Source organism: Pseudoalteromonas sp. MB41, assembly GCF_020966275.1.
GTDB lineage: Bacteria > Pseudomonadota > Gammaproteobacteria > Enterobacterales > Alteromonadaceae > Pseudoalteromonas > Pseudoalteromonas lipolytica.
The window spans coordinates 14,408-35,027 of sequence record NZ_JAJJZF010000010.1 but is presented as its reverse complement, the minus strand read 5'-3'; the positions used below and the strand labels follow the sequence as shown (position 1 = coordinate 35,027).

At 43.6% G+C, this 20,620-nt stretch carries 14 protein-coding genes; 6 read left to right on the top strand and 8 right to left on the bottom strand.

Translation table 11 applies throughout. The features are described from left to right. Nucleotides 1-10: 10 nt before the first annotated feature. The 7 genes from LPA49_RS11495 to LPA49_RS11465 form a co-directional block, all read right to left on the bottom strand. Nucleotides 11-691: a hypothetical protein gene (locus tag LPA49_RS11495; RefSeq protein WP_036973621.1), complete on the bottom strand. Its 681-nt coding sequence runs from the start codon at nt 689-691 to the stop codon at nt 11-13. A 141-nt stretch (nt 692-832) separates the two neighbouring features. Next, on the bottom strand, nt 833-2,782 hold the full coding sequence (locus LPA49_RS11490) for a family 43 glycosylhydrolase (RefSeq protein WP_230236565.1): 1,950 nt from the start codon (nt 2,780-2,782) through the stop codon (nt 833-835). A gap of 12 nt (nt 2,783-2,794) precedes the next feature. Then, nucleotides 2,795-3,862, bottom strand: coding sequence for an aldose epimerase family protein (locus tag LPA49_RS11485; RefSeq protein ID WP_230236563.1), 1,068 nt, complete (start codon nt 3,860-3,862; stop codon nt 2,795-2,797). A gap of 215 nt (nt 3,863-4,077) precedes the next feature. Then, entirely contained in the window at nt 4,078-4,662 is a 585-nt protein-coding gene (locus tag LPA49_RS11480) for an HAD family phosphatase (RefSeq protein ID WP_036973623.1), read from the bottom strand. A gap of 131 nt (nt 4,663-4,793) precedes the next feature. Next, nucleotides 4,794-6,293 carry an L-arabinose isomerase gene (gene araA / locus LPA49_RS11475; RefSeq protein ID WP_074989529.1) on the bottom strand — a complete coding sequence of 500 codons (1,500 nt, stop codon included), beginning with the start codon at nt 6,291-6,293 and terminating at the stop codon, nt 4,794-4,796. 23 nt (nt 6,294-6,316) lie between these two features. Beyond that, entirely contained in the window at nt 6,317-7,012 is a 696-nt protein-coding gene (locus LPA49_RS11470) for an L-ribulose-5-phosphate 4-epimerase (RefSeq protein ID WP_036973625.1), read from the bottom strand. Continuing rightward, complete coding sequence (locus tag LPA49_RS11465) at nt 7,009-8,661, bottom strand: ribulokinase (RefSeq protein ID WP_036973626.1); 1,653 nt, start codon at nt 8,659-8,661, stop codon at nt 7,009-7,011. Before LPA49_RS11465 ends, LPA49_RS11470 begins: the two co-directional genes overlap by 4 nt. A gap of 231 nt (nt 8,662-8,892) precedes the next feature. On the opposite strand from LPA49_RS11465, the gene tal reads away from it, so the two are divergent. Next, nucleotides 8,893-9,846, top strand: a complete 954-nt coding sequence (gene tal / locus LPA49_RS11460; protein WP_074989530.1) for a transaldolase — start codon at nt 8,893-8,895, stop codon at nt 9,844-9,846. Nucleotides 9,847-9,969: 123 nt separating this feature from the next. On the opposite strand, the gene tkt is transcribed toward tal, so the two are convergent. Beyond that, nucleotides 9,970-11,970 (bottom strand): transketolase, encoded by a 2,001-nt coding sequence (gene tkt / locus LPA49_RS11455; protein WP_180311248.1) that lies wholly within the window; start codon nt 11,968-11,970, stop codon nt 9,970-9,972. A gap of 346 nt (nt 11,971-12,316) precedes the next feature. Here tkt and LPA49_RS11450 point away from each other — a divergent pair, with 346 nt between their 5' ends. From LPA49_RS11450 to LPA49_RS11430, 5 genes are all read left to right on the top strand, one after another. After that, entirely contained in the window at nt 12,317-13,204 is an 888-nt protein-coding gene (locus LPA49_RS11450; RefSeq protein ID WP_036973629.1) for a MipA/OmpV family protein, read from the top strand. Nucleotides 13,205-13,207: 3 nt separating this feature from the next. Further along, nucleotides 13,208-13,591: a DUF3019 domain-containing protein gene (locus LPA49_RS11445; protein WP_118844767.1), complete on the top strand. Its 384-nt coding sequence runs from the start codon at nt 13,208-13,210 to the stop codon at nt 13,589-13,591. After that, nucleotides 13,591-14,304, top strand: a complete 714-nt coding sequence (locus LPA49_RS11440; protein WP_036973631.1) for a response regulator transcription factor — start codon at nt 13,591-13,593, stop codon at nt 14,302-14,304. Before LPA49_RS11445 ends, LPA49_RS11440 begins: the two co-directional genes overlap by 1 nt. A 6-nt stretch (nt 14,305-14,310) precedes the next feature. Next, a complete protein-coding gene (locus LPA49_RS11435; protein ID WP_036973632.1) occupies nt 14,311-15,504 on the top strand; it encodes an ATP-binding protein in 1,194 nt (397 codons plus the stop codon). Nucleotides 15,505-15,665: 161 nt separating this feature from the next. After that, complete coding sequence (locus LPA49_RS11430; RefSeq protein WP_180311249.1) at nt 15,666-20,609, top strand: S8 family serine peptidase; 4,944 nt, start codon at nt 15,666-15,668, stop codon at nt 20,607-20,609. Nucleotides 20,610-20,620 lie beyond the last annotated feature (11 nt).

The window sequence follows — 20,620 nt, the reverse complement described above, 5'->3', positions numbered from 1 at the left end:
GTGAGCAGTTTTACTCACTTTTCCAAAACTGCCACCACTTTTTGTTACTCGCGGTATCTGTTTTACTCAACGCTGAGCTTGCTGTTTCATGGGGATACCTTATACGATAAGACGGATCACTAAAGGCAGGGTTCAGTGCCGTTGAGTTATTCATTCGATCATAGTCATCTAAGTGGGGATTAGAATAAAACTCTTCGACTGGATACGGTAAATAAGCCTCGTCATACCCTGAATATTCAAAAATAAAACGTTTCGCTTTTTCATTTCTAAGAAATGCATTCCGAAACAAATGCCATTCAGCATCATCAATATTCATATAAAAATATTCACTCGCATCCAGAATGAGATACTCGTACTCTAGCTCATCAAAAAGCGCGATTGTCTTATCTAAATACCCTATCGCTATTTCAGGCTCTTGAAATAATTCAGTAAAAAACCGATGTGAGTTTTCTATATTTTCTTTCGCTTTTTTGACCGTCGTACACGGTAAAGAGATCGTATCGTAGTGTAAATTACCCTCTCCATCCATGTATTCAATTTTAGACTCGATGAAATCATCTTCATTGAAAAACATTAACCAGACTATTGGTATTTGATAACCTGCTTCAGCTAACTCAATGTACTGACCACCTTCACTTTGCAGCTGATGCACACTTGAAATTGGTTTACTTGAATTAATTAAATAAGACATTTACAACTCCTACTCCCTGAGAAAGCAACCAGCGCATTCCCTTAAACTGTATAATTATACCTTCACGTTATATTAACAGGAACAAAAAAAGCCACTCATAAATGAAGTGGCTTTGGTTTGAGTCGATTCTTTACTTATGACTTAATGTGGTTCACGCAGGTGGAACACTTGGCACTTGTTACCTAAATCGGGTTGTTGTGCAAAGTTAGTGTTTTCAGCCAAGCCACAGTTACTTAAGCCTAATGCTTGTTTTGTGTAACGGTTGATAAGCATGATGCCACCGCCTTCAACTGGGGCAATGCGCCACTGTGCTGTTTTCGCGGCACACGAAGCCATTTCTACATTGGCACCCGGCACGAGTGCATTATCGGCTACTGCAGCACAGAACTCGCTGTCAGCGCTTTGTTTAAGGCTTACATAACCCGTATCTGTTGGTGTGAAGAACCATTGCTGTGCGTCTTTGTGCGTATAAGCGTGTTGCTCAACATTAGTACCAGCTTTAACTGTACCAGCTACGCTCAACGCTTTACCACTTTGTTGGCTTAATACCACAACACTGCCCATAGGGCGTAATTGCCAGTCGCCACACGCTGTTGTGTCGCTTTGCTGTAAAACCGCTTGATTTTGCGCAGCCGAACACCCTGCAACCGCTAAAGGTTTGCCTGTGTAACGGTTAGTAATAGACACATTACCGTCTGTGCTTGGTGCTACTTTCCATTGCTGGCAGAAGTTATTGCGCCATGCCGCAGATTGTACTTTAGCGTTGTCAGCCTCGTTACAGCTTTCAAGTTCTAAGAACTTGCTGTCTTCGCGGTTGGCTAAACGTACAAAACCGTCTGTTGTTGCATCAATAACCCACTGACCATTGGTGCTTGCACACTGGCGCTGCACTGCGCGCGCATCTTGTGGGTCTGCAGCGATGTCTAAACATAGGCCACTTGTGGCATTCACTAATTGGTAGCGTTGACCTTGTACACGTGTTACCAGCGGGCCATATTCACCTGATGGTGGGGCGACTTCAACACCCGGCGTTAATGGTTTACCAAAGTTTGGTGTTCCATCGTTGTTCCAAGTGAATTTTTGCGCACGTAAAGAACGCGTTGCGCTACAACCGTGCTCTACTGAATCATTACCATGGTAAACCAGCCAATCTTCAGTGCCATCTGGCGACGTGAAGAAACCATTATGACCTGGGCCAAATACGTCTTCTGTGCGCTCAAATACCGGCTTGTCGTATTTTTTCCAGCTGCTGGCTTTAAGTGGATCATCACCTACAAGCTCAAGCATACCCAGCTTGTAGTCAGGGGTATTACAGAAGCTTGCTGAGTACGTCATAAACGTACGCCCATTGTGCTGTATAATTTCAGCGCCTTCCGTTACTTTACGACCACTAATTTCCCAGTCTAGCTCAGGACGCGTGATCACCGTATGTGGAGAGTTCTTTTTCAGTGTCCATGGGTTTTCCATTTCAGCAATAATGTTTAACTGTTGATCGCCCTGCCACTGTGAGTAAATCACATACAGTTTATCGTTGTATGTTAGGTAGTTACCGTCGATATTCCATACGTTTGGCATTAATGCCCCTTTGTATTCGTATGGACCCATAGGGTCATCACCGGCACTTTCTAAAACATTTAAGTGTTGGTTATCTAGCGTGCCATCGGTACCGGCTGTGTACATCATGTACCAACGATAGCCATTTGGCCCTTTTAGGCGATGGAATTCAAACGCCCAGAAGTTACAACAACGTTCAGGGTTTGAATCAGACCACACATTGACAGGTGTTGCATCTGCAAGACCAGCAAGTGTGGGCGATTTTCGCATCACTAATTCAGAAGTCCATGTTGTTGTGGTTAAGTAATAGTTACCATCCCAATACTCAAGCCATGGATCGGCGCCATTAGGAAACAGCGGATTGGTAAATATGCCATTATCTTGAATGGGCGCTTTTTCTGTGGCTGCTACATCAGTTTTTTTAGCTGTGTTGTCTTCAGCCGTTGTCTGACAGCCAGTCAGCGCGCCAAACGACAAGGCAAATAGGCTGGCTAAACCGGCCTTTTGCATTGCGCTTTTAAGCTTTGTTGTTTTCACGTTTGTGTTCCTTTATTTTGTACCAAATTCGTACACGATGCGTGTTGAGTACACGTCACCCGGTAATAATGTTGTGCTTGGGAACGTTGGCTGATTGGGTGCATCTGGGAAGTGTTGTGGCTCTAAACAAAAACCACTTCTGAAGTTATGCACTAAGCCAGACGCTTGCTTGCTACTACCGTCTAAGAAGTTACCTGAATAAAACTGTACGGCAGGCTCTTCGGTGTAAACGGTTAATGTACGACCTGAGTTTGCTTCGTAAACCGTTGCCGCTTCAATAAGCTCTTTGCTTGGTGTGTCTTTTAGTACAAAGTTATGGTCGTAGCCTTTACCAAGCTGAAGCTGTTCATTGCTTACTTTTATATCTTGACCAATTGCTTTAGCAGTACGGAAGTCAAACGGTGTGCCTGCTACATCCATTAACTCTCCCGTTGGGATTAAGCCACCATCTACAGGCGTAATCGCTTTGGCGTTAATTTGCATTTGGTGATCAAGAATGTCGCCTTTACCCGCTAAGTTAAAGTAGCTGTGCTGCGTCATATTGATAATGGTAGGCTTGTTCGTTGTAGCAATAAACTGCATGTCTAGCGTGTTGTTATTGGTTAACGTGTAAGTCACTTCAGTGGTTACTTCACCTGGGTATCCTTGGTCACCATCGGGGCTAACAAGGCTTAGGGTCACGCCTGCACTGTTTTGCGTAGTGAACGGTGTCATGTTCCATACTTTTTTGTCGAAACCTTGCACACCCCCGTGTAAATGATTGTCGCCGTCGTTAGTGGCAAGCTGATATTCGGTGCCATTTAACGTGAATTTACCGTTCGCAATACGGTTACCAAAACGACCAATAATAGCGCCAAAGTAAGTCGTTGCTTTTGTGTAAGCGTCTAGGTTATCTAAACCCAGTACAATATTACCCATTTCGCCTTTTGCATCTGGCGTTTCAATGCGCGTGATAATACCGCCGTAGTTGATTACATCAACACTAATGCCATTGCTGTTAGTGAGTGTTACTTGATTTACAGGGGTTTGATCTGCAAGCACGCCGTAAGCCGTCATAGATGCTGAAGGGGAAGTTGTCATATTGTCTCCTTGATGAGCACACGCTGGTGTAAGGGCAATCCCACATGTCACCAACAATGCATAAAGCCCGCGCGACTTTTTCGTGTTCGAACCGGCTGTTTGATGAGTTGTTTTTAAACCTTGGAAAACACATTGCAATGACATATGAATAACCTTTTTTTAATTGTATTTATAGTTTTATAATACAAATAAGGGGATCATTGCAAATTTAATCGCTAAAATTGGATTTTGCCGTCTTTTACCATAATGCAGTCCATGCCCGCACTTTTTGCTGCTTGATAGCCAATTTGCGTATCTTCAAACACCACGCATTTACTGGGTTCAACACCTAATTGCTCAGCCACTTTTAAAAACGTTTCTGGGTCTGGCTTACCTTTACTCACATCACTTGCGGTAACTAAGGCGCCTATTTTATTAATTAAATTAGTATCTGTTAGGTGATCAATTGCATGCTCGCGGTCAGCCCCTGTACCCACTCCCATTGGCAGTACGCCATGGTATTTCTCAAGTACAGCGACGGTTTCGTCAATTACCAACGGATGGTGCTGTAAATCAACCCAAAATTGGTGCTTGTCTTTAGCAACAACGAGAGGGTCGTGATCTAAACCAAATTTTTCATTGAGCATTTCAATGGTTTTAACGGTCGGTATGCCACCCAAGCTATACATGTAGTCGTAATCGAACGGATAACCATACGCTTCACAGGCTTTCTGCCATGCTTGCAAATGACTGCCCATTGAGTCAATTAAGGTGCCGTCCATATCAAAAATAATGCCTTGGTAGGCGCTTAAGTCGATCATATCTACTCCTAAAAAGTGTTACTTCACAATAGCATAAGCCAGCGAGGAGCGAGGCTCATCACTGGCTTAATCGACAACAAAATTTGACTGAACATACTAAAAGCATGCCCTAGTACTTTATGTACTCGTTTTTACAGGCCACGTTTTAGCATGTAATAAGCTGCGTTATGACGAAGCTCTGTTTTGAAACCACGAATTGTCGTATCGTTATCGATGATCATCGTTTCAACGCCTGCCATTTCAGCAAAATCAACGATCATATCAGTTGTGACTGCTTGGCTGTATGCAGTGTGGTGTGCGCCACCTGCGTGGATCCATGCAGCAGATGCAACAGATAGATTTGGTTTTGGTTCCCACAGTGCTGAAGCCACTGGTAAGTGAGGTAAATCAGCTGGCGGAGCCACTGTATCTACTTCGTTGATTAGAATGCGGAAACGGTTACCCATATCAATTGGTGATACGTTAATTGCAGCGCCTGGCTTTGCAGTAAACAATAAACGGCCTACATCACACTTCACACCGATCGTGTGTTGGTGAACTTCTAAGCGTGGTTTTTGTGCTGCAATTGAAGGACATACTTCTAACATGTGCGCGCCAAGTACTTGGTCAGTCTCACCCATGTTGTAAGTGTAATCTTCCATGAATGAACAACCGCCTTCACGGCCTTCACCCATTACTTTCATGATGCGAACCATCGCAGCTGTTTTCCAGTCACCCTCACCACCGTAGCCATAGCCTTTCGACATTAGGCGCTGTGTAGCAAGACCCGGAAGACCCGAAAGACCTGATAAGTCTTCAAAACAGTTTGTGAATGCTTTAAAGCCGCCTTTCTCTAAGAAACGCTCCATACCAAGCTCTAAACGTGCTTCGTTGCGCAGCATTTTCACGGCGTAATCGTCTTGTAGAGTTTCGTCAGCAATCACATAGTCTTGCTTATAAAGTGCTAACTGTGCATCGATTTCGTCTTCAGTGATTGTATCAACCACTTTTACAAGCTCAGCGACACCAAACGCGTGTACTTCATAACCAAAGGTGATTTGTGCTGAAACTTTGTTACCTTCCGTTACCGCTACTTGACGCATGTTGTCGCCAAAACGCGCTACTTTAAGTGTTTGGCTTTCTGCCCAGCCTTTCGCCGCACGACACCAGTCATCTAACTGCTTTTGTACGTCAGCACGTTGCCAGTGACCCGCAACCACTTTGCGCTCTTTACGCATTACTGTACCGATGAAACCGAACTCACGGTCACCGTGTGCACTTTGGTGCGTATTCATGTAGTTCATGTTGATGTCAGACCAAGGAAGGGCTGCATTGAACTGAGTATGAAGGTGTAACCAAGGCTTACGTAATTCGCTTAGGCCAGCAATCCACATTTTCGCAGGTGAGAAAGTGTGCATCCATAATACTAAACCAACACAGTTAGGATCGGTATTTGCCGCTTGGCAAACAGCGTGAATTTCTTCAGGTGACTTAACGGTAGGCTTACATACCAAGTTTACTGGTAGGTTCGCTTCGCTGTTTAAGCCCGCTACAATTGCTTCGCTGTCTTTGGCGACCGTTTCTAACACCTTAGGACCATAAAGATGTTGTGAGCCGGTAACAAACCAGACTTCTTTCGTCATCGTCGTCATGTTAATAATCCTCTAAATTCTTGCTATTTGCTCTGACCGTAATACGCGTTTTTACCGTGCTTACGTAGATAATGTTTATCCATCACTGCTTTTTTAAGTTCAGCTGCGTGTGGATCTAAAGTGCGTGTTAAATACGCCATGCGAGCAATCTCTTCGAGTAGCGCGGCATGGTATACAGACTGAGCGGCATCTTTACCCCACGTGAAAGGCGCATGACCCGCAACAATCACCATAGGTGCAGCTTTCGGATCGCGGTCTTTATACGCATCAGTAATTTGAATACCGGTTTCTAATTCATAATCGCCATTCACTTGCTCATCAGTTAGTTCACGCGTACAGGTGATGTCACCGTGTACATAGTCAGCGTGAGTTGTGCCAAGGCAAGGAATGCTTTGTTTTGCTTGTGCCCATGCAGTTGCATAGGTCGAATGCGTGTGTGTTACACCGCCAATCTCATCGAAGTGGCGATATAAATGAACATGTGTTTTGGTGTCAGAAGACGGACGCATAGCACCTTCAACAATGGTGTTTTCAAGGTCGACGATCACCATGTCGTCGGCTTTCATTTGGTCGTACGATACACCACTTGGTTTAATCGCAATCACGCCTTTGTCGCGGTCGATTTGCGATACGTTACCAAAGGTATAAATTACTAAGCCACGACGTTGAAGCTCCATATTCGCTTCATAAACTTCACGTTTTAGTTCAGTAAAACTCATGCTTTGTCTCCGTTTACATAGCTTGCAAGTGCTTGGTAGTTGGCATAAAGCGCGTCATACACCGCTACACGCTCAGGGTTTGGTAAGTACTGATGACAGACTGATGACGCCATCACTTTTTGCGCATCAGCCACTGTTGCGTGCTCACCCGCAGCAACCGCAGCCATAATTGCCGCACCCAATGCACAACTTTGCTCACTCTCTAAAACGTCGATTGGACAGTTCCAAACATCAGCACAGGTTTGCATTACGTAGTCTGATTTTTTAGAAATACCGCCGATAACAACCACTGACTCAATTGGCACGCCTTCACTTTGAAAACGCTCAGTGATAGCACGTGCGCCAAACGCCGTTGCTTCAACAAGTGCTTTAAAGAATTTAGGTGCATCGGTGCCCATTTTTAAGCCCGTTAATGCCATTGCAACGCTTTGATCAGCATCTGGCGTACGACGACCATTTACCCAATCAAGCGCAGTTACGTCGCTGCTTGTTACAGGGAGTGCTGCTGCCGCGTTTGATAAATCAACTAAGATTGAGTCTTCTAGCTTGTTAACTAACGCCTGCTCAGCGTCAGATAGATTTGTAAGTTGGCGAGTTGGCCAAAGTACTAGATTTTTAAACCATGCGTATAAGTCACCAAAAGCAGACTGACCAGCTTCTAAGCCAATTAATCCAGGGATCACTGAGCCATCAACTTGACCACAAATACCTTTAACGCAGGTATCACCTAGTTGCTCTTTAGACGTTACCGTGATGTCACAGGTTGAGGTACCCATTACCTTAGTTAGAACGCCTGGGCGAACATTGGCAGCTACTGCCCCCATGTGACAGTCAAATGCACCGTAACCAATCACAATGCCTTGTGGTAAACCTAGCTTCTCGGCCCACTCAGCGGTTAAGTTGCCAGCAACTTGGTCGCTTGGCTCTGTGGTTGCATTTAAAGTATCAACAACACCATCTAATAGTGGATCGATACTTGTAAAGAAACTGTTTGGTGGGAAACCGCCCCACTGCTCGTTCCACATTTGTTTGTGGCCCGTTGCACAACGCCCTAGCTTTAATGCTTCAGGGTGAGTTGTGCCGCACATGAGCGCGGTCATCCAATCGCAGTGTTCAACCCATGAATAAGTGGCTGCTTTAACACTGCTATCAACGCGGAAAATATGTAATGCTTTAGCCCAGTACCACTCAGAAGAGTAAATACCGCCCATGTGTGAAAGGTAGTTCACATCGTTGTTAGTTGCAGCTTGAGTGATTTCATTTGCTTCTTTAATAGACGTATGGTCTTTCCACAAAATGAACATTGCATTTGGGTTTTCTGCAAACTCTTCAGTTAATGCCAGTGGTGTACCTTGGCTATTAATAGCCACAGGCGTTGAGCCTGTCGTATCAAAGCTCATACCCACTACTTTGTCTGCGGTACCTGCTGGAACATGCGACCAAAGACCATTCACTACTTCAACAAGGCTATCAATGTAGTCTTGTGGATGCTGACGAAACTGATCTTTACTTGGGTCACAATATAAACCTTGTGCCCAGCGCGGGTAGTTCACTAAATGGCTGGCTAGTTCTTCACCAGTTGCAACATCAACGAGTAATGCTCTTACCGAGTCTGACCCGTAGTCTAATCCCAACGTATAACGAGACATAATTACCTTTCACTAATTGCTTACTAACATTGTTAGTCATTATCTTTATTTGTATGATAATATCAACAATACCAGATTGTAAAGGTATTATAAAAATATTATTAACAGGATTATTTGCTGCTGGCGGGCGATTTATTGCGCAGTTTTTCTGGAAGATTAGATTGTTTTTTCAGCACAAATAACAGGTTAAAGCCACTAAATTAACTTTTGTATGATAAGAATGGGATAATTATGTCTAACCAACTAGAACAACTTAAAGCAATGACAACCGTTGTTGCTGACACGGGTGATTTTGAAGCAATCAACGAATACAAACCGCAAGATGCAACAACGAACCCATCACTCATCTTAAATGCGATTCAAATTGAGAAATACCGTCCACTTGCTGCAGAAGCCGTTTCATGGGCTAAAGCACAAAGTAACGATACAAATGAAGTAATAAGCAAAGCAGCTGATAAACTAGCAGTATTAATTGGCTCTAAATTAATGGAGCAAGTACCGGGTTTAGTGTCAACTGAAGTTGATGCGCGTTTATCATTTGATACCCAAGCAACCGTTGATAAAGCTCTTGAGCTTGTTGCTCTTTATAAAGAGCAAGGTATCGACACATCGCGCGTGTTAATCAAAATTGCTTCTACATGGGAAGGTATTCAAGCCGCTAAAGTACTTGAAGCACAAGGCATCCGTTGTAACCTAACACTGGTGTTTGCATTTGCTCAAGCGCGTGCTTGTGCCGAAGTAGGCGCATACCTAATCTCTCCATTCGTAGGGCGTATTCTTGATTGGTATAAAGCACAAGATGCAAGCGCAGATTTCGACGGTGCAAACGATCCGGGCGTTAAGTCAGTGACTCACATCTATAACTATTTCAAAAAACATGGTTTTGAAACAATCGTTATGGGTGCAAGCTTCCGTAACATTGGTGAAATTCAAGAACTAGCAGGCTGTGACCGCTTAACTATCAGCCCTAAACTTCTTGCAGAACTTGCAGCAACGCAAGCGCCGTTGACACAAAAGCTACAACCTGCGACTGAAAAAGCAGACGCGCCAGCAGCGATGACAGAGCACGCATTCCGCTGGGAAATGAATGAAGATGCAATGGCCACTGAAAAGCTAAGCCAAGGTATTCGCCAGTTCGCCATTGACCAAGAGAAACTAGAGTCAATCTTAAGCGAATTAGTTTAAACCTGATTGTTTACGCAGAAAAAAGCCCGCAAACTAAGGTTTGCGGGCTTTTTTGTGCCTGCCTTATAATCGTGAAGGCAGGCTTATCGTGTTGCGATTACGATAAATTTTTAGCTAACAACATTATTCAGCAAGTAATGCGTTTGCTTTAGCGACGAGGTTAGCAACCGTGAAACCAAAGTGCTCTAGCAATACAGCACCTGGCGCTGATTCACCAAATGTATCCATACCGAGTACGTCACCATCTTGGCCAACATACTTGAACCAGAAGTCACGGTGCGCAGCTTCAACTGCAATTTTTGGAGTACCTGCTGGTAGTACGCTTTGACGGTATGCTTTGTCTTGGCTATCAAACTGATTAGTCGACGGCATAGATACCACGCGAACTTGCTTGCCTTGTGCTGTCAGTTCAGCGGCAGCATTAACCGCCAGTTCAACCTCTGAACCTGTTGCAATTAGGATAAGTTCAGCTGTTTGTTCGCTATCAACAAGTACGTAACCACCTTTAGCGATATCGGCTACTTGCTGCTCATCGCGCGCCATCGCTTTCGTGCCTTGGCGGCTGAAAATGAGTGAGCTTGGGCCTGTTTCTTTTAATAACGCTTGACGCCAAGCAACCGCTGTTTCTGTTTCATCACACGGACGCCACGCAGTCATATTCGGGGTCATACGTAGGTTTGCAATTTGCTCGATTGGTTGGTGAGTTGGACCATCTTCACCTTGACCAATTGAATCATGAGTATACACAAAGATGCTTTGTGCTTTCATTAATGCAGCCATACGCACAGCATTTCGCGCGTATTCCATAAACATTAAGAAAGTCGCACCGAATGGGATAAAGCCACCGTGTAGTGCAATACCATTCATGATAGCGCTCATACCAAATTCACGTACACCGTAAAAAACATAGTTACCATCAGCGGCATCTTGTAAGCCTTTAGCGTCTGGCCACAATGTTAAGTTTGAACCGGCAAGGTCAGCAGAGCCACCCATTAGTTCAGGAAGCTGCTTTGCGAAGAAAGTAATTGCGTTTTGTGAAGCTTTACGCGTTGCAATGTTTTGCATGTCAGCTTGGCATTTAGCAATGTACTCATCAGCTAATTCTGCGAAGTTAGCAGGGAGTGTTTTTTCAAGTACGCGACGAGTATATTCTTTAGCTATTTCAGGGTGTGCTTTGCTATAGGCAGCAAACGTTTGTTGCCATGCACTTTCGAACTCTTGACCTTTCGCTTGAGTATTCCACTCGTTGTACACGTCTTGCGGTACTTCGAATGCAGGGTGTGGCCAGTTTAATTGCTCACGTACCGCAGCGATTTCATCGTGACCAAGTGGCGCACCATGACAGTCGTGGCTACCCGATTTGTTTGGCGAACCAAAACCAATCACGGTTTTACAGCAAATCAGTGTAGGTTGCGTGGTATTGCTTTGCGCCGCCTCGATTGCGCCCGCAATTGCATTCATATCGTGACCATCAACATCACGAATAACCTGCCAGCCATACGACTCAAAACGCGCAGGTGTATCATCAGTGAACCAACCTTCTACTTCACCATCGATCGAGATACCGTTGTCATCCCAAAATGCAATGAGTTTTCCAAGGCCTAACGTACCTGCCAACGAACATGCTTCGTGCGAGATACCTTCCATTAGACAGCCGTCACCCATAAAGCAGTATGTAAAGTGATCAACAATATCAAAGTTCGGTTTATTGAATTGTGCCGCTAAAGTTTTTTCAGCGATAGCCATACCGACTGCGTTAGCAATCCCCGAACCTAATGGGCCTGTTGTTGTTTCAACACCCGGTGTGTAACCGTATTCAGGGTGACCCGGTGTTTTAGAATGAAGCTGACGGAATTGCTTAATATCTTCGATGCTAACGTCGTAGCCGCTTAGATGTAACAATGCATATTGCAACATTGAGCCATGCCCATTTGATAACACAAAACGGTCACGGTTAGACCAGTCTGGGTTTAATGGGTTATGACGATGAAAGTTTTGCCACAATACTGCGGCAATATCAGCCATCCCCATGGGCGCACCTGGGTGACCTGAGTTAGCTTGTTGAACAGCATCGACAGCAAGTATGCGAATAGCATTTGCAGATTGAGAACTAGGCAGAGTCATCTTATTAGCTTCCTGTTAATATTATAATATAATTAATATCGCAAAAACTCAGTCAAATAGCAACTTAATAAAGTGTCATGTCAGTAATGACGTGCCCCTAACGCGGTTTTAAAGTGTTAAATGAGCGTGAATATGCACCGTTTAATACTTTGTAATACTCTGTTTATGTTGCTCACGCTTTTTTTAGCGACCTCAGCATCACAAACACATTAATTATTAATTCATGCGCTTACATTATTTAGTTTACAAAAACCAACCAATGCTACAATTTGGTACATTATTTCATTGTTCAAGTTAACAAGAACACCTTAGTGTTAACACGTTTTTTCGCTGAGGTTTTTTATTTGTGATAGTTAACAGTGGTTGCTCTATTGGGCTTCGCATTATTTTACTCTTAAGCACGCTTTACTTGTCTCCTCAGGCTCACAGTACCGCGCCTGCCTATTTAGCAGATGAAGGATTGAGCCTTGGCATTAGCTTAGGGTATGGGCAGCTCGATAATCCGGTTTATAATAAAGGGGATATTCCACTTTATGTGCTGCCGCGCGTAGAACTGTTTGTCGGTGATTTCTCGTTCGCAAATACGCAACTAACCTGGACACCGATAACACGTGAAAACTATCAACTCTCGGTGTTCACTCAACTAAACGAAGACGGGCTTTACTTTGCTAAGCATTCCGCTGCACTCGCAGCAATAAGGACTATAAGTGGCCGCCCTCCAATGGGGTCAATTCCACCGGCAATGGGTGACATGCCGCCCACGACCCAAAAAAGACGCGGCGATATAGGCAGTATTAGTAACCGTAAACTCTCTTTTATGACTGGCGCAGAAGCGCTATACGATTGGCAAAACTGGCGCTTTAGCGTGAGTTGGGCAATGGAGCTAACCAACTATCATAAGGGTTTACAAGGCGCACTTTCTGCACAGCGCTTATATAAAATTGATCAGCATCTACTTTTATTGGGTATCGAAGTACAGCATTTAAACAGAGGGTTAGTTGATTACTATTATGGCACTAGCCAACAAGACGTGCAGGTGGGGTTTAGCCGCTTTGAAGGTCGCTCAAGTCAAAAGTATGGCCTTAAGGCCAGCTACCAATACCACTTTAGTCAGCAATGGCAATTTATTAGTGATGTAAAGTACCAGCGCTTATCTTCGGGCATCGCCGACAGTCCACTCATAAACGATAGCAACTTGCTTTCTTTTTATGCTGGCATTGCATGGAATTACTAAACAATGCTGCGAACTAACTCATTTTTACTCATGATGCTTATCCTCAGCTTCACCCTTAGTAAACTTGCCTTTGCTGAGTCGAGTCATATTGAAGTAACACCCAGTAACTGTGTAACTATTGAACAAGATTGTGTGATGAATATTAAGGTAGATTGGTTCACAGAGGCCACCAGCACGGTGTGCATTCGTGTTACTGATCAGCAAGTCAGGCTATTTTGTCAAAAGCCAAAACAAGGGCACAACTTCCTTATCGCTGTACGAAACAATCGAAATATTGTTCTAGAGCTATTAACCGAGCAACTTATCCCGTTAGAAAGCACTGAAATAAACGTTTTTTATCAAAATATTAAAAAACGTCGCCGTGATATCGCATGGAGTATTTTTTAATGACCAAGCATAATAAAATTTTATATATTGAAGATGACCTAAAACTGGCTCAATTAGTCGTAAATTACCTGATGAGTAATGGGTATGAGGTTGATCATTTTGATAATGGCTGCCATGCGTGCTACCAAGCAAGTATGAAGAAGTTCGACTTGATTTTACTCGATATCGGCCTTGGTAACGAAGATGGTTTTGACGTATTCAAAGAGCTAAAGCGCTATCAAGACAGTCCGATTATTTTTATGACTGCCAGACAAAGTCAGGTTGATCATATAACAGGGCTAGAATTAGGAGCCGATGACTACCTTACCAAGCCTGTATCACCGTCTATTTTATTAGCAAAAATTAACAACACGATTCGCCGCACTCAACAGGTTAAGCCTCAAAGTACTGTACACAACGCCCATAACATACGGTTTGGCTCACTGAGTATAAATACCATTCAGCGCGAAGCTTATTTGCATAGCCAACCTCTTGAATTAACCAGTGCAGAGTTTGAATTACTAATACAGTTAGCCAAGGCTCCAGGGCAACTTATCAGTCGCGATCAGCTTTTTGATAGTGCAATTGGTCGTAAATATGATGGTCAAAGCCGCACAATTGATGGCCGTATAAGTCGGCTCCGAAAAAAGCTCGGAGACGAATCTGTGCCACCCCAAAAAATAGTCACCGTGTGGGGCAAAGGGTATATTTTTTCACCTCAAGCTTGGAGCTAACTTGCCTTGTTTAGGCTGTATTTTTACCTCTATTTAACCCTCGCTGTTTGCCTAAGTAGCGCAGCGTGGGTACTAGAGACTTATTTTCCTTCTCCTCCCGCTCACTCGTTAGAACAGCAACTCGCACACCACCTGCTAAGTGTAGAAAGCCAAGTCGATAATGCGTTAATAAAAAAATCGCCCCTTGCCAGTTTCTACTTAGGCGATGCTTTAAAACAACCCCTGTTACGAGGCGAAGTGATCAGTGTTAATGACCCTGAAGGGAATGTGTATTTTCATCGACTTGCTGTCGATGGTGACACCATTTTAAGCGCTGGCCCTTACGTACAAACAGAAGAAACAGCATCACAATCCCTCGTGAGTCTGGTTTTTTATAGTAGTGTTGCATTAGCGGTGGTTATTTTTACCGGCCCATTACTGATTGATTTAAGTAAACTACGTAGAGCAAGTAGCAAAATTTCAAATGCTGATTTTAGCCCGCAAGTTCAATTTAGCCGCTTTAGTTTATTAAAAAGCATAGGCGATACCTTTGATAATATGGCACAGGCACTTTATAACCGAAACCAAAGTCAGCGCGAACTTATCAACGCCGTTTCACATGACTTTTTAACCCCGATTTCACGCGCTAAGTTTGCCCTCGAAGCCGTTGACGATAACAACCATTATCGCCACAGTATTTTGCAAGACATTATTGAGTTAGAGCTATTAGTTGAAGAGTTTTTAACTTATGCAGAGCTTGAACAGTGTGAGCCACGCATATTAATTAAAGACTACAGCCCTGATGAATTACTCCAGCCCTGTATTGCTAAGTTTATGAGTTATTGTCAGCTTGATATTCGTATTGATTGCCAACTAGAAAAAATAAGTGTTGATAAGCAAAGCTTTCAGCGCTTACTGCAAAACTTACTTGGTAACGCTGTGCGGTTTGCTAAACAACATATTGAGATCACCTTAAAACACACTAAAAAAGGCACGTTACTCATCATCGAAGATGACGGGCCAGGTATACCAGAAGCGATGCGCGCAACCTTAATGCAGCCTTTTTCTAAAACGGCCTCTGTGCATCAACGTGGCTATAAGGGAGTCGGCTTAGGCTTGTCAATCGTGAAGCAACTCTGTATTTGGAATAACGCACAGTTTAGTTTAGACAATAGCAGCCAGCTCACTGGCGCCAAGGCAAGTATTCATTTTTTGCGTTGATACCCCCTCCCCGAAAATGTACCAAGATGTATCAGTGTGTGCCATTTATTTACATTATATTGATGTTAGATACACAACTGAACACTATCCCTAGTGATTAAAATCGTTCGCAACAAATAGCGAGCTCATAATTAAAAAATCCTTCTAGGGAACTAAAGCACATGTTCAATATGAAAAAAGTATCAGTGATGGTCGCTTCTGCACTGTATATCAGTGCTGGCACTTCACATGCTGCACTGAATCAAGCACAAGAATGGGCTGAACAACCCGCTGATTATGCGCCAAAACCAATGGTTTCTGCTGAAACTAATTGGGATGGTAAAATCAACCAAACGGTGAAGAAACAAAGCCGCATTTTCACGCCAGAAAAAGACATCACTGGTGTTCAAACTTATATTGTTCAATTAATTGATGCACCTATTTCAGCTTATGATGGCAGCCTAAAAGGCCTAGCAAGTACACGTGAAACAGTGGCGACAGCTAGACAAACAACCGCAAAGCCACTTGATTTAAATAAACCTGAAATTGCAAGCTACTCAAATCACCTCGCTAGCAAGCGTCAAAATGTTGTGAACTCTGCACTGACACTTCAAGGTCTGCAATTAAAAGTAGATCGTGAATTTAGCGTCACTTTAAACGGCTTCACAACCCGAATGACCCAAGAAGAAGCTGCGCGTTTAGCAAAAGTGCCTGGCATTAAGCACATCGCACGCTCTAAGATATACCCACTAACTACGTTTAACACGATTGAGCAAACAGGTGCAAAAGCACTGTGGAGCAACAGTCAAAGTGGCCTAACAAGTAACAAAGGTGAAGGCGTTGTTGTCGGTATTATCGACACGGGTATTAATACTGATCACCCATCATTTGCTGCCGTAGGCGATGATGGCTATACACACACCAATCCACTGGGTGATACTTACTTAGGTGATTGTGCTAAAGCTGAATTCGCAGATCGCTGTAACGATAAGCTCATTGGTGTGTATTCATACCCAGAAATCACAGTAGCGTATTCTGATCCTGTATTTGAAGAATCGCGTCCAGCGTATGGTGAAGATTATAACTCTCATGGTTCTCACGTTGCAGGCACCGCAGCGGGTAACGTACTTTATGATATTACTTATAAAGAACCTGGTTACGGTAGCCAAAACTCAGGCACTGAAACGAACCTTATCTTCCCGCAAGTGTCAGGTATGGCACCGCATGCAAATATCATTTCTTACCAAGTTTGTTGGCCTGGCGCTGCTGGCGACCCATATGCGGGCTGTCCAGGTAGTGCAATTATTGCCGCTATCGAGCAATCAGCTATTGATAACGTTGATGTACTCAATGCCTCACTCGGTGGTTTTGAGGAAGATCCTTGGGTTGAACCTATTGAGCAAGCATTTTTCAATGCGGCAAACTCAGGTGTATTCGTTGCTGTTGCAGCCGGTAACAGTGGCCCTTACTTACAATCAGCTGATCACTCATCTCCTTGGGTAACAACGGTTGCTGCGCATACTCCATCTTCGCAAGTTGTGTTTAGCGATAAAACTCTTGAGAACTTATCAGGTGGCGACACTGACGCACCAACAGATATGATTGCTGCAGGCATTACCTTTGACGAGCTAACGGGTTTAATTGTTTCTGCGTCTGATTACCCTAACCCAAATGAGCCAGTGTCACGCTACCAAACAGACTGTGATCAGCCTTATCCAGCGGGCACCTTTGACTTTACCGATGACCCTAACACGCCGGATATCGACGAAAGCCAAGAAGACGTTATTGTTGTGTGTAAGCGAAGCAATAAACCGCTTTACGCAAAAGCAAATAACGTATTAGCCGGTGGCGCTGAGGGTGTCATTATTTACAACCTATCGTCATACCAAGACCGTAGCCCAGCACCTCAACTGCCTTACCCTGCGCCTACAGCACATGTAACCAATGCAGAAGGTGTTAAACTACTTAATTGGTTAAGCACAGGCTCAGGTCATAAAGGAACCATTACAGCAAACTCAGCTAGCACCGAAGAAGTAGATGAAGAGCGCATTGCGTACTTCTCAAGTCGCGGTCCATCATACTTTGGTTTTGATACCTTGTTAGTTGATGTTGCTGCACCGGGTGTTGATGTGTTCGCAGCGAGTTCAGACGACCAACCGTTTTCTAAAAACCCATCATCAACAGACTGGCAAACGATGTCGGGTACATCAATGGCAAGTCCGCACGTTGCTGGTGCTGCCGCATTGCTTAAACAGTCTCATCCTGAATGGTCTTTAATGGAGATTCAATCAGCGCTGATGTTAACGGCAAGCAACAACCTTAAAAATGCACAATACCTTGATAACTATAAAGATGAAGGCTTTGATTCATCTTTACAAGATATGGGTGCGGGTCGTATGCATGTTGACCTTGCTGATAAAGCCGGTTTAGTGATGCATGAAAGCATCGAAAATATGAAAGCGGCAAATCCTAATTTAGGCGGCCGCTTAAAAGCACTTAACACGGCTTACATGGTTGATAATAACTGTGGCCTAGAATGTAGCTTTATGCGTACAGTGACAGCAACAGAAGATGCAACGTGGAGCGTATCAGCTGAAGAGTGGATTGGTAACAGCACAATTACTGTAACGCCGAGTGAGTTTTCACTAAAAGCCGGTGAAACACAAAACATTGTTGTTGAAGTGAAAATGAACCAAGTTGCTCAAGCAATTGATAATATTGAGGTATCAGGAAACCAAGGTCAAATAAAATTGGTTTCGAGCAACCCTAATTCACCCGTTCTAGAAATGCCAGTATGGACATTTAACGGTGATACAGGATTACCGAGCTTTATTAAAGTAGATGCGCATCGTCGTTCTTCAACAATTAATGTAGGTCCTTTCAACACCGATGAAGTGAGTGATTTCACATCGCGCTCTTTTGGGTTAGTGGAAGGCCAACAAAACACCGTAAAATTATTCACAGACACCACCAGCGGCGACCCATTTGATTTAGTCGACGTCGATGGTGAAATTGTTAACCCTAACCATATCGAGTGGACTACCGTACCACAAGACGCAAAAATGCTAAGCGCAAGCCCAGTAGGCGAAGCCTCTCGCGTGCTTATGTTTATGGGTAAAGACAGTAATAACGATGGTTTAGCAAGCATGGATGAAACTATCTGTATGTCTACCAGCTTTACTGTTACCAACTTCTGTAACATTGTTGACCCAGAAGCAGGTGAATATTTCACCGTTTACATGAGCTTAGCAAATGTTCCTTCGGGTGAAGAAGACCAAGGCCGAGATATCACTTTTGCAACAGCAGTGGTTCAAGAAGGTCAAAGCAACCTAACAGTCAGTGCTCCAGAGAAAATTGTAGGTTACAAAGACTACGAGCTAACACTGTCGTACAACTTACCTGACATGGAAGTAGGCGATATATATTTTGGTGGTTTTGACTTAGGTAGCAACCCTGAAGACGCTGGTAACCTTGGTTTTGTTCCTGTCATTATCAATCAAATTGATAAAGACATGCGCTTTACAGCAAATAAAGAACAAGCGACTGTGGGTGAATTAGTTGATTTCAAAATTGAAGTAATCGCAAATAATGAACAAGCGGCTCGTAATTTCACAATTGATACTGCTTTCCCAGAAGGCATCGAAATTATTGAAGACAGCATTGTTGCGACAGCATCAACTCCAGCAACACCTGAACTGGTAGACAACGTATTATCACTTCAAGGTACGCAAGAGACGACCAAAGATGTGGCTCGTAACTATAAAATTACCACGAATCTAACAGATGAAATGTGTTCTCTTGGAGCAGCTAAATCTCCGTACCCTAACTATTTAGACTTGCGTACACTTGGCTGGCGTACACTTGAAGGAGTTCAAGGCCAATACTGGAACGAGTTTGAGTATTCATTTAAAGAGTTAATGGCAACAGATCTCGATGTTTCTTTCCCATTCTTTAATAAATACCATTTTGATTCAATCAAACTTAACCCAGCTGGTTTAGTGACGTTTGGCTCTAACGGCCGCACAACGCCATTCCATGTAGAACTTCCATCAGGCGGCGGTTTCCCACCACCACCTCCGTATCTTATTGCGCCTTTCTGGGTTGGTGATAACACAATTCCTGAGCGTGTAGATGGCACTTATGGTAACTATGACGCTAACGCGGGTATTACACCAACTTATACTCAAGCACGTGATTGGCTTGTCCTTGAGTGGGATAATATCCAACGCTCTCAAGTAGAAGGGCAATCAGTTGACGTTGAATTGTTCATGCGTATGAATATTGCTTATGAGCCAGGCGAATATGAAATGATGTTTGCTTATGACAACGTTAACCTCGCTGATAACCAAGGTTCTATTGGTTTCAAAGCTGCTGACGGTCGTATTATTGTTAATGGTGATATGCCTGTAGATCTTAATATTGGTGATGGTTTTGCATACGACAATCTTGATGAAGTTGTTCATGATGAGCTTGTCGTATGTATGGATTATGTAGGCCCTGAAGTGTCTAAGTTTGACGTTCAGTTCCAAGCGTATATTGGCGAAGCAGCTGCAGCACAAATGCATACGCTGACGGTTAATAACGGCTTAGAAGGCGCTGATGACGAAGTGTTAACCTTAGAGCTTAACGTACTGGGTAATATTTCATTATCTGACTTCCCTGATATGCAAGTTGAAGAAAACAACTCTATTAGCTTCGATGTACTTTACGCGGATGAAAACAACGTAAGTAACGTGATTGAAGTGATGGGTGAAAACTTTACTTCTGAAGTTTCAGGTCACACATCAGGTAGCACAGTAACAATCACACCTACAGAGCACTTTAATGGTGAAATTGATGTCATGGTAAAAGTAAGCGACAGAGTAAACTCTGCAGATGCTGCAATGAGCTCATTCTCATTAATGGTTATGTCAGATGGTATTGAGTTGGGTTGTACTGACAGCGCAGCAACAAATTATGATGAAAATGCAAATACTGACAATGGTAGTTGTACTTTCCCTGAGGCCGTTATCCCAGACCCTGAAGTGGAAGAAAGCAAAAAATCATCAAGTGGCTCATTTGGCTGGTTATTACTAGCGTTTGCACCACTTCTGACGCTTCGTCGTAAGAAATCTCAAATTAACTAAGGATAAGTTAA

Coding starts and splice junctions, on each gene's coding strand:
- LPA49_RS11495 (WP_036973621.1), bottom strand. CDS start 691: ATGTCTTATTTAATTAATTCAAGTAAACCAATTTCAAGTGTGCATCAG.
- LPA49_RS11485 (WP_230236563.1), bottom strand. CDS start 3,862: ATGACAACTTCCCCTTCAGCATCTATGACGGCTTACGGCGTGCTTGCA.
- LPA49_RS11480 (WP_036973623.1), bottom strand. CDS start 4,662: ATGATCGACTTAAGCGCCTACCAAGGCATTATTTTTGATATGGACGGC.
- araA (WP_074989529.1), bottom strand. CDS start 6,293: ATGACGACGATGACGAAAGAAGTCTGGTTTGTTACCGGCTCACAACAT.
- LPA49_RS11470 (WP_036973625.1), bottom strand. CDS start 7,012: ATGAGTTTTACTGAACTAAAACGTGAAGTTTATGAAGCGAATATGGAG.
- LPA49_RS11465 (WP_036973626.1), bottom strand. CDS start 8,661: ATGTCTCGTTATACGTTGGGATTAGACTACGGGTCAGACTCGGTAAGA.
- tal (WP_074989530.1), top strand. CDS start 8,893: ATGTCTAACCAACTAGAACAACTTAAAGCAATGACAACCGTTGTTGCT.
- tkt (WP_180311248.1), bottom strand. CDS start 11,970: ATGACTCTGCCTAGTTCTCAATCTGCAAATGCTATTCGCATACTTGCT.
- LPA49_RS11445 (WP_118844767.1), top strand. CDS start 13,208: ATGCTGCGAACTAACTCATTTTTACTCATGATGCTTATCCTCAGCTTC.
- LPA49_RS11440 (WP_036973631.1), top strand. CDS start 13,591: ATGACCAAGCATAATAAAATTTTATATATTGAAGATGACCTAAAACTG.
- LPA49_RS11430 (WP_180311249.1), top strand. CDS start 15,666: ATGTTCAATATGAAAAAAGTATCAGTGATGGTCGCTTCTGCACTGTAT.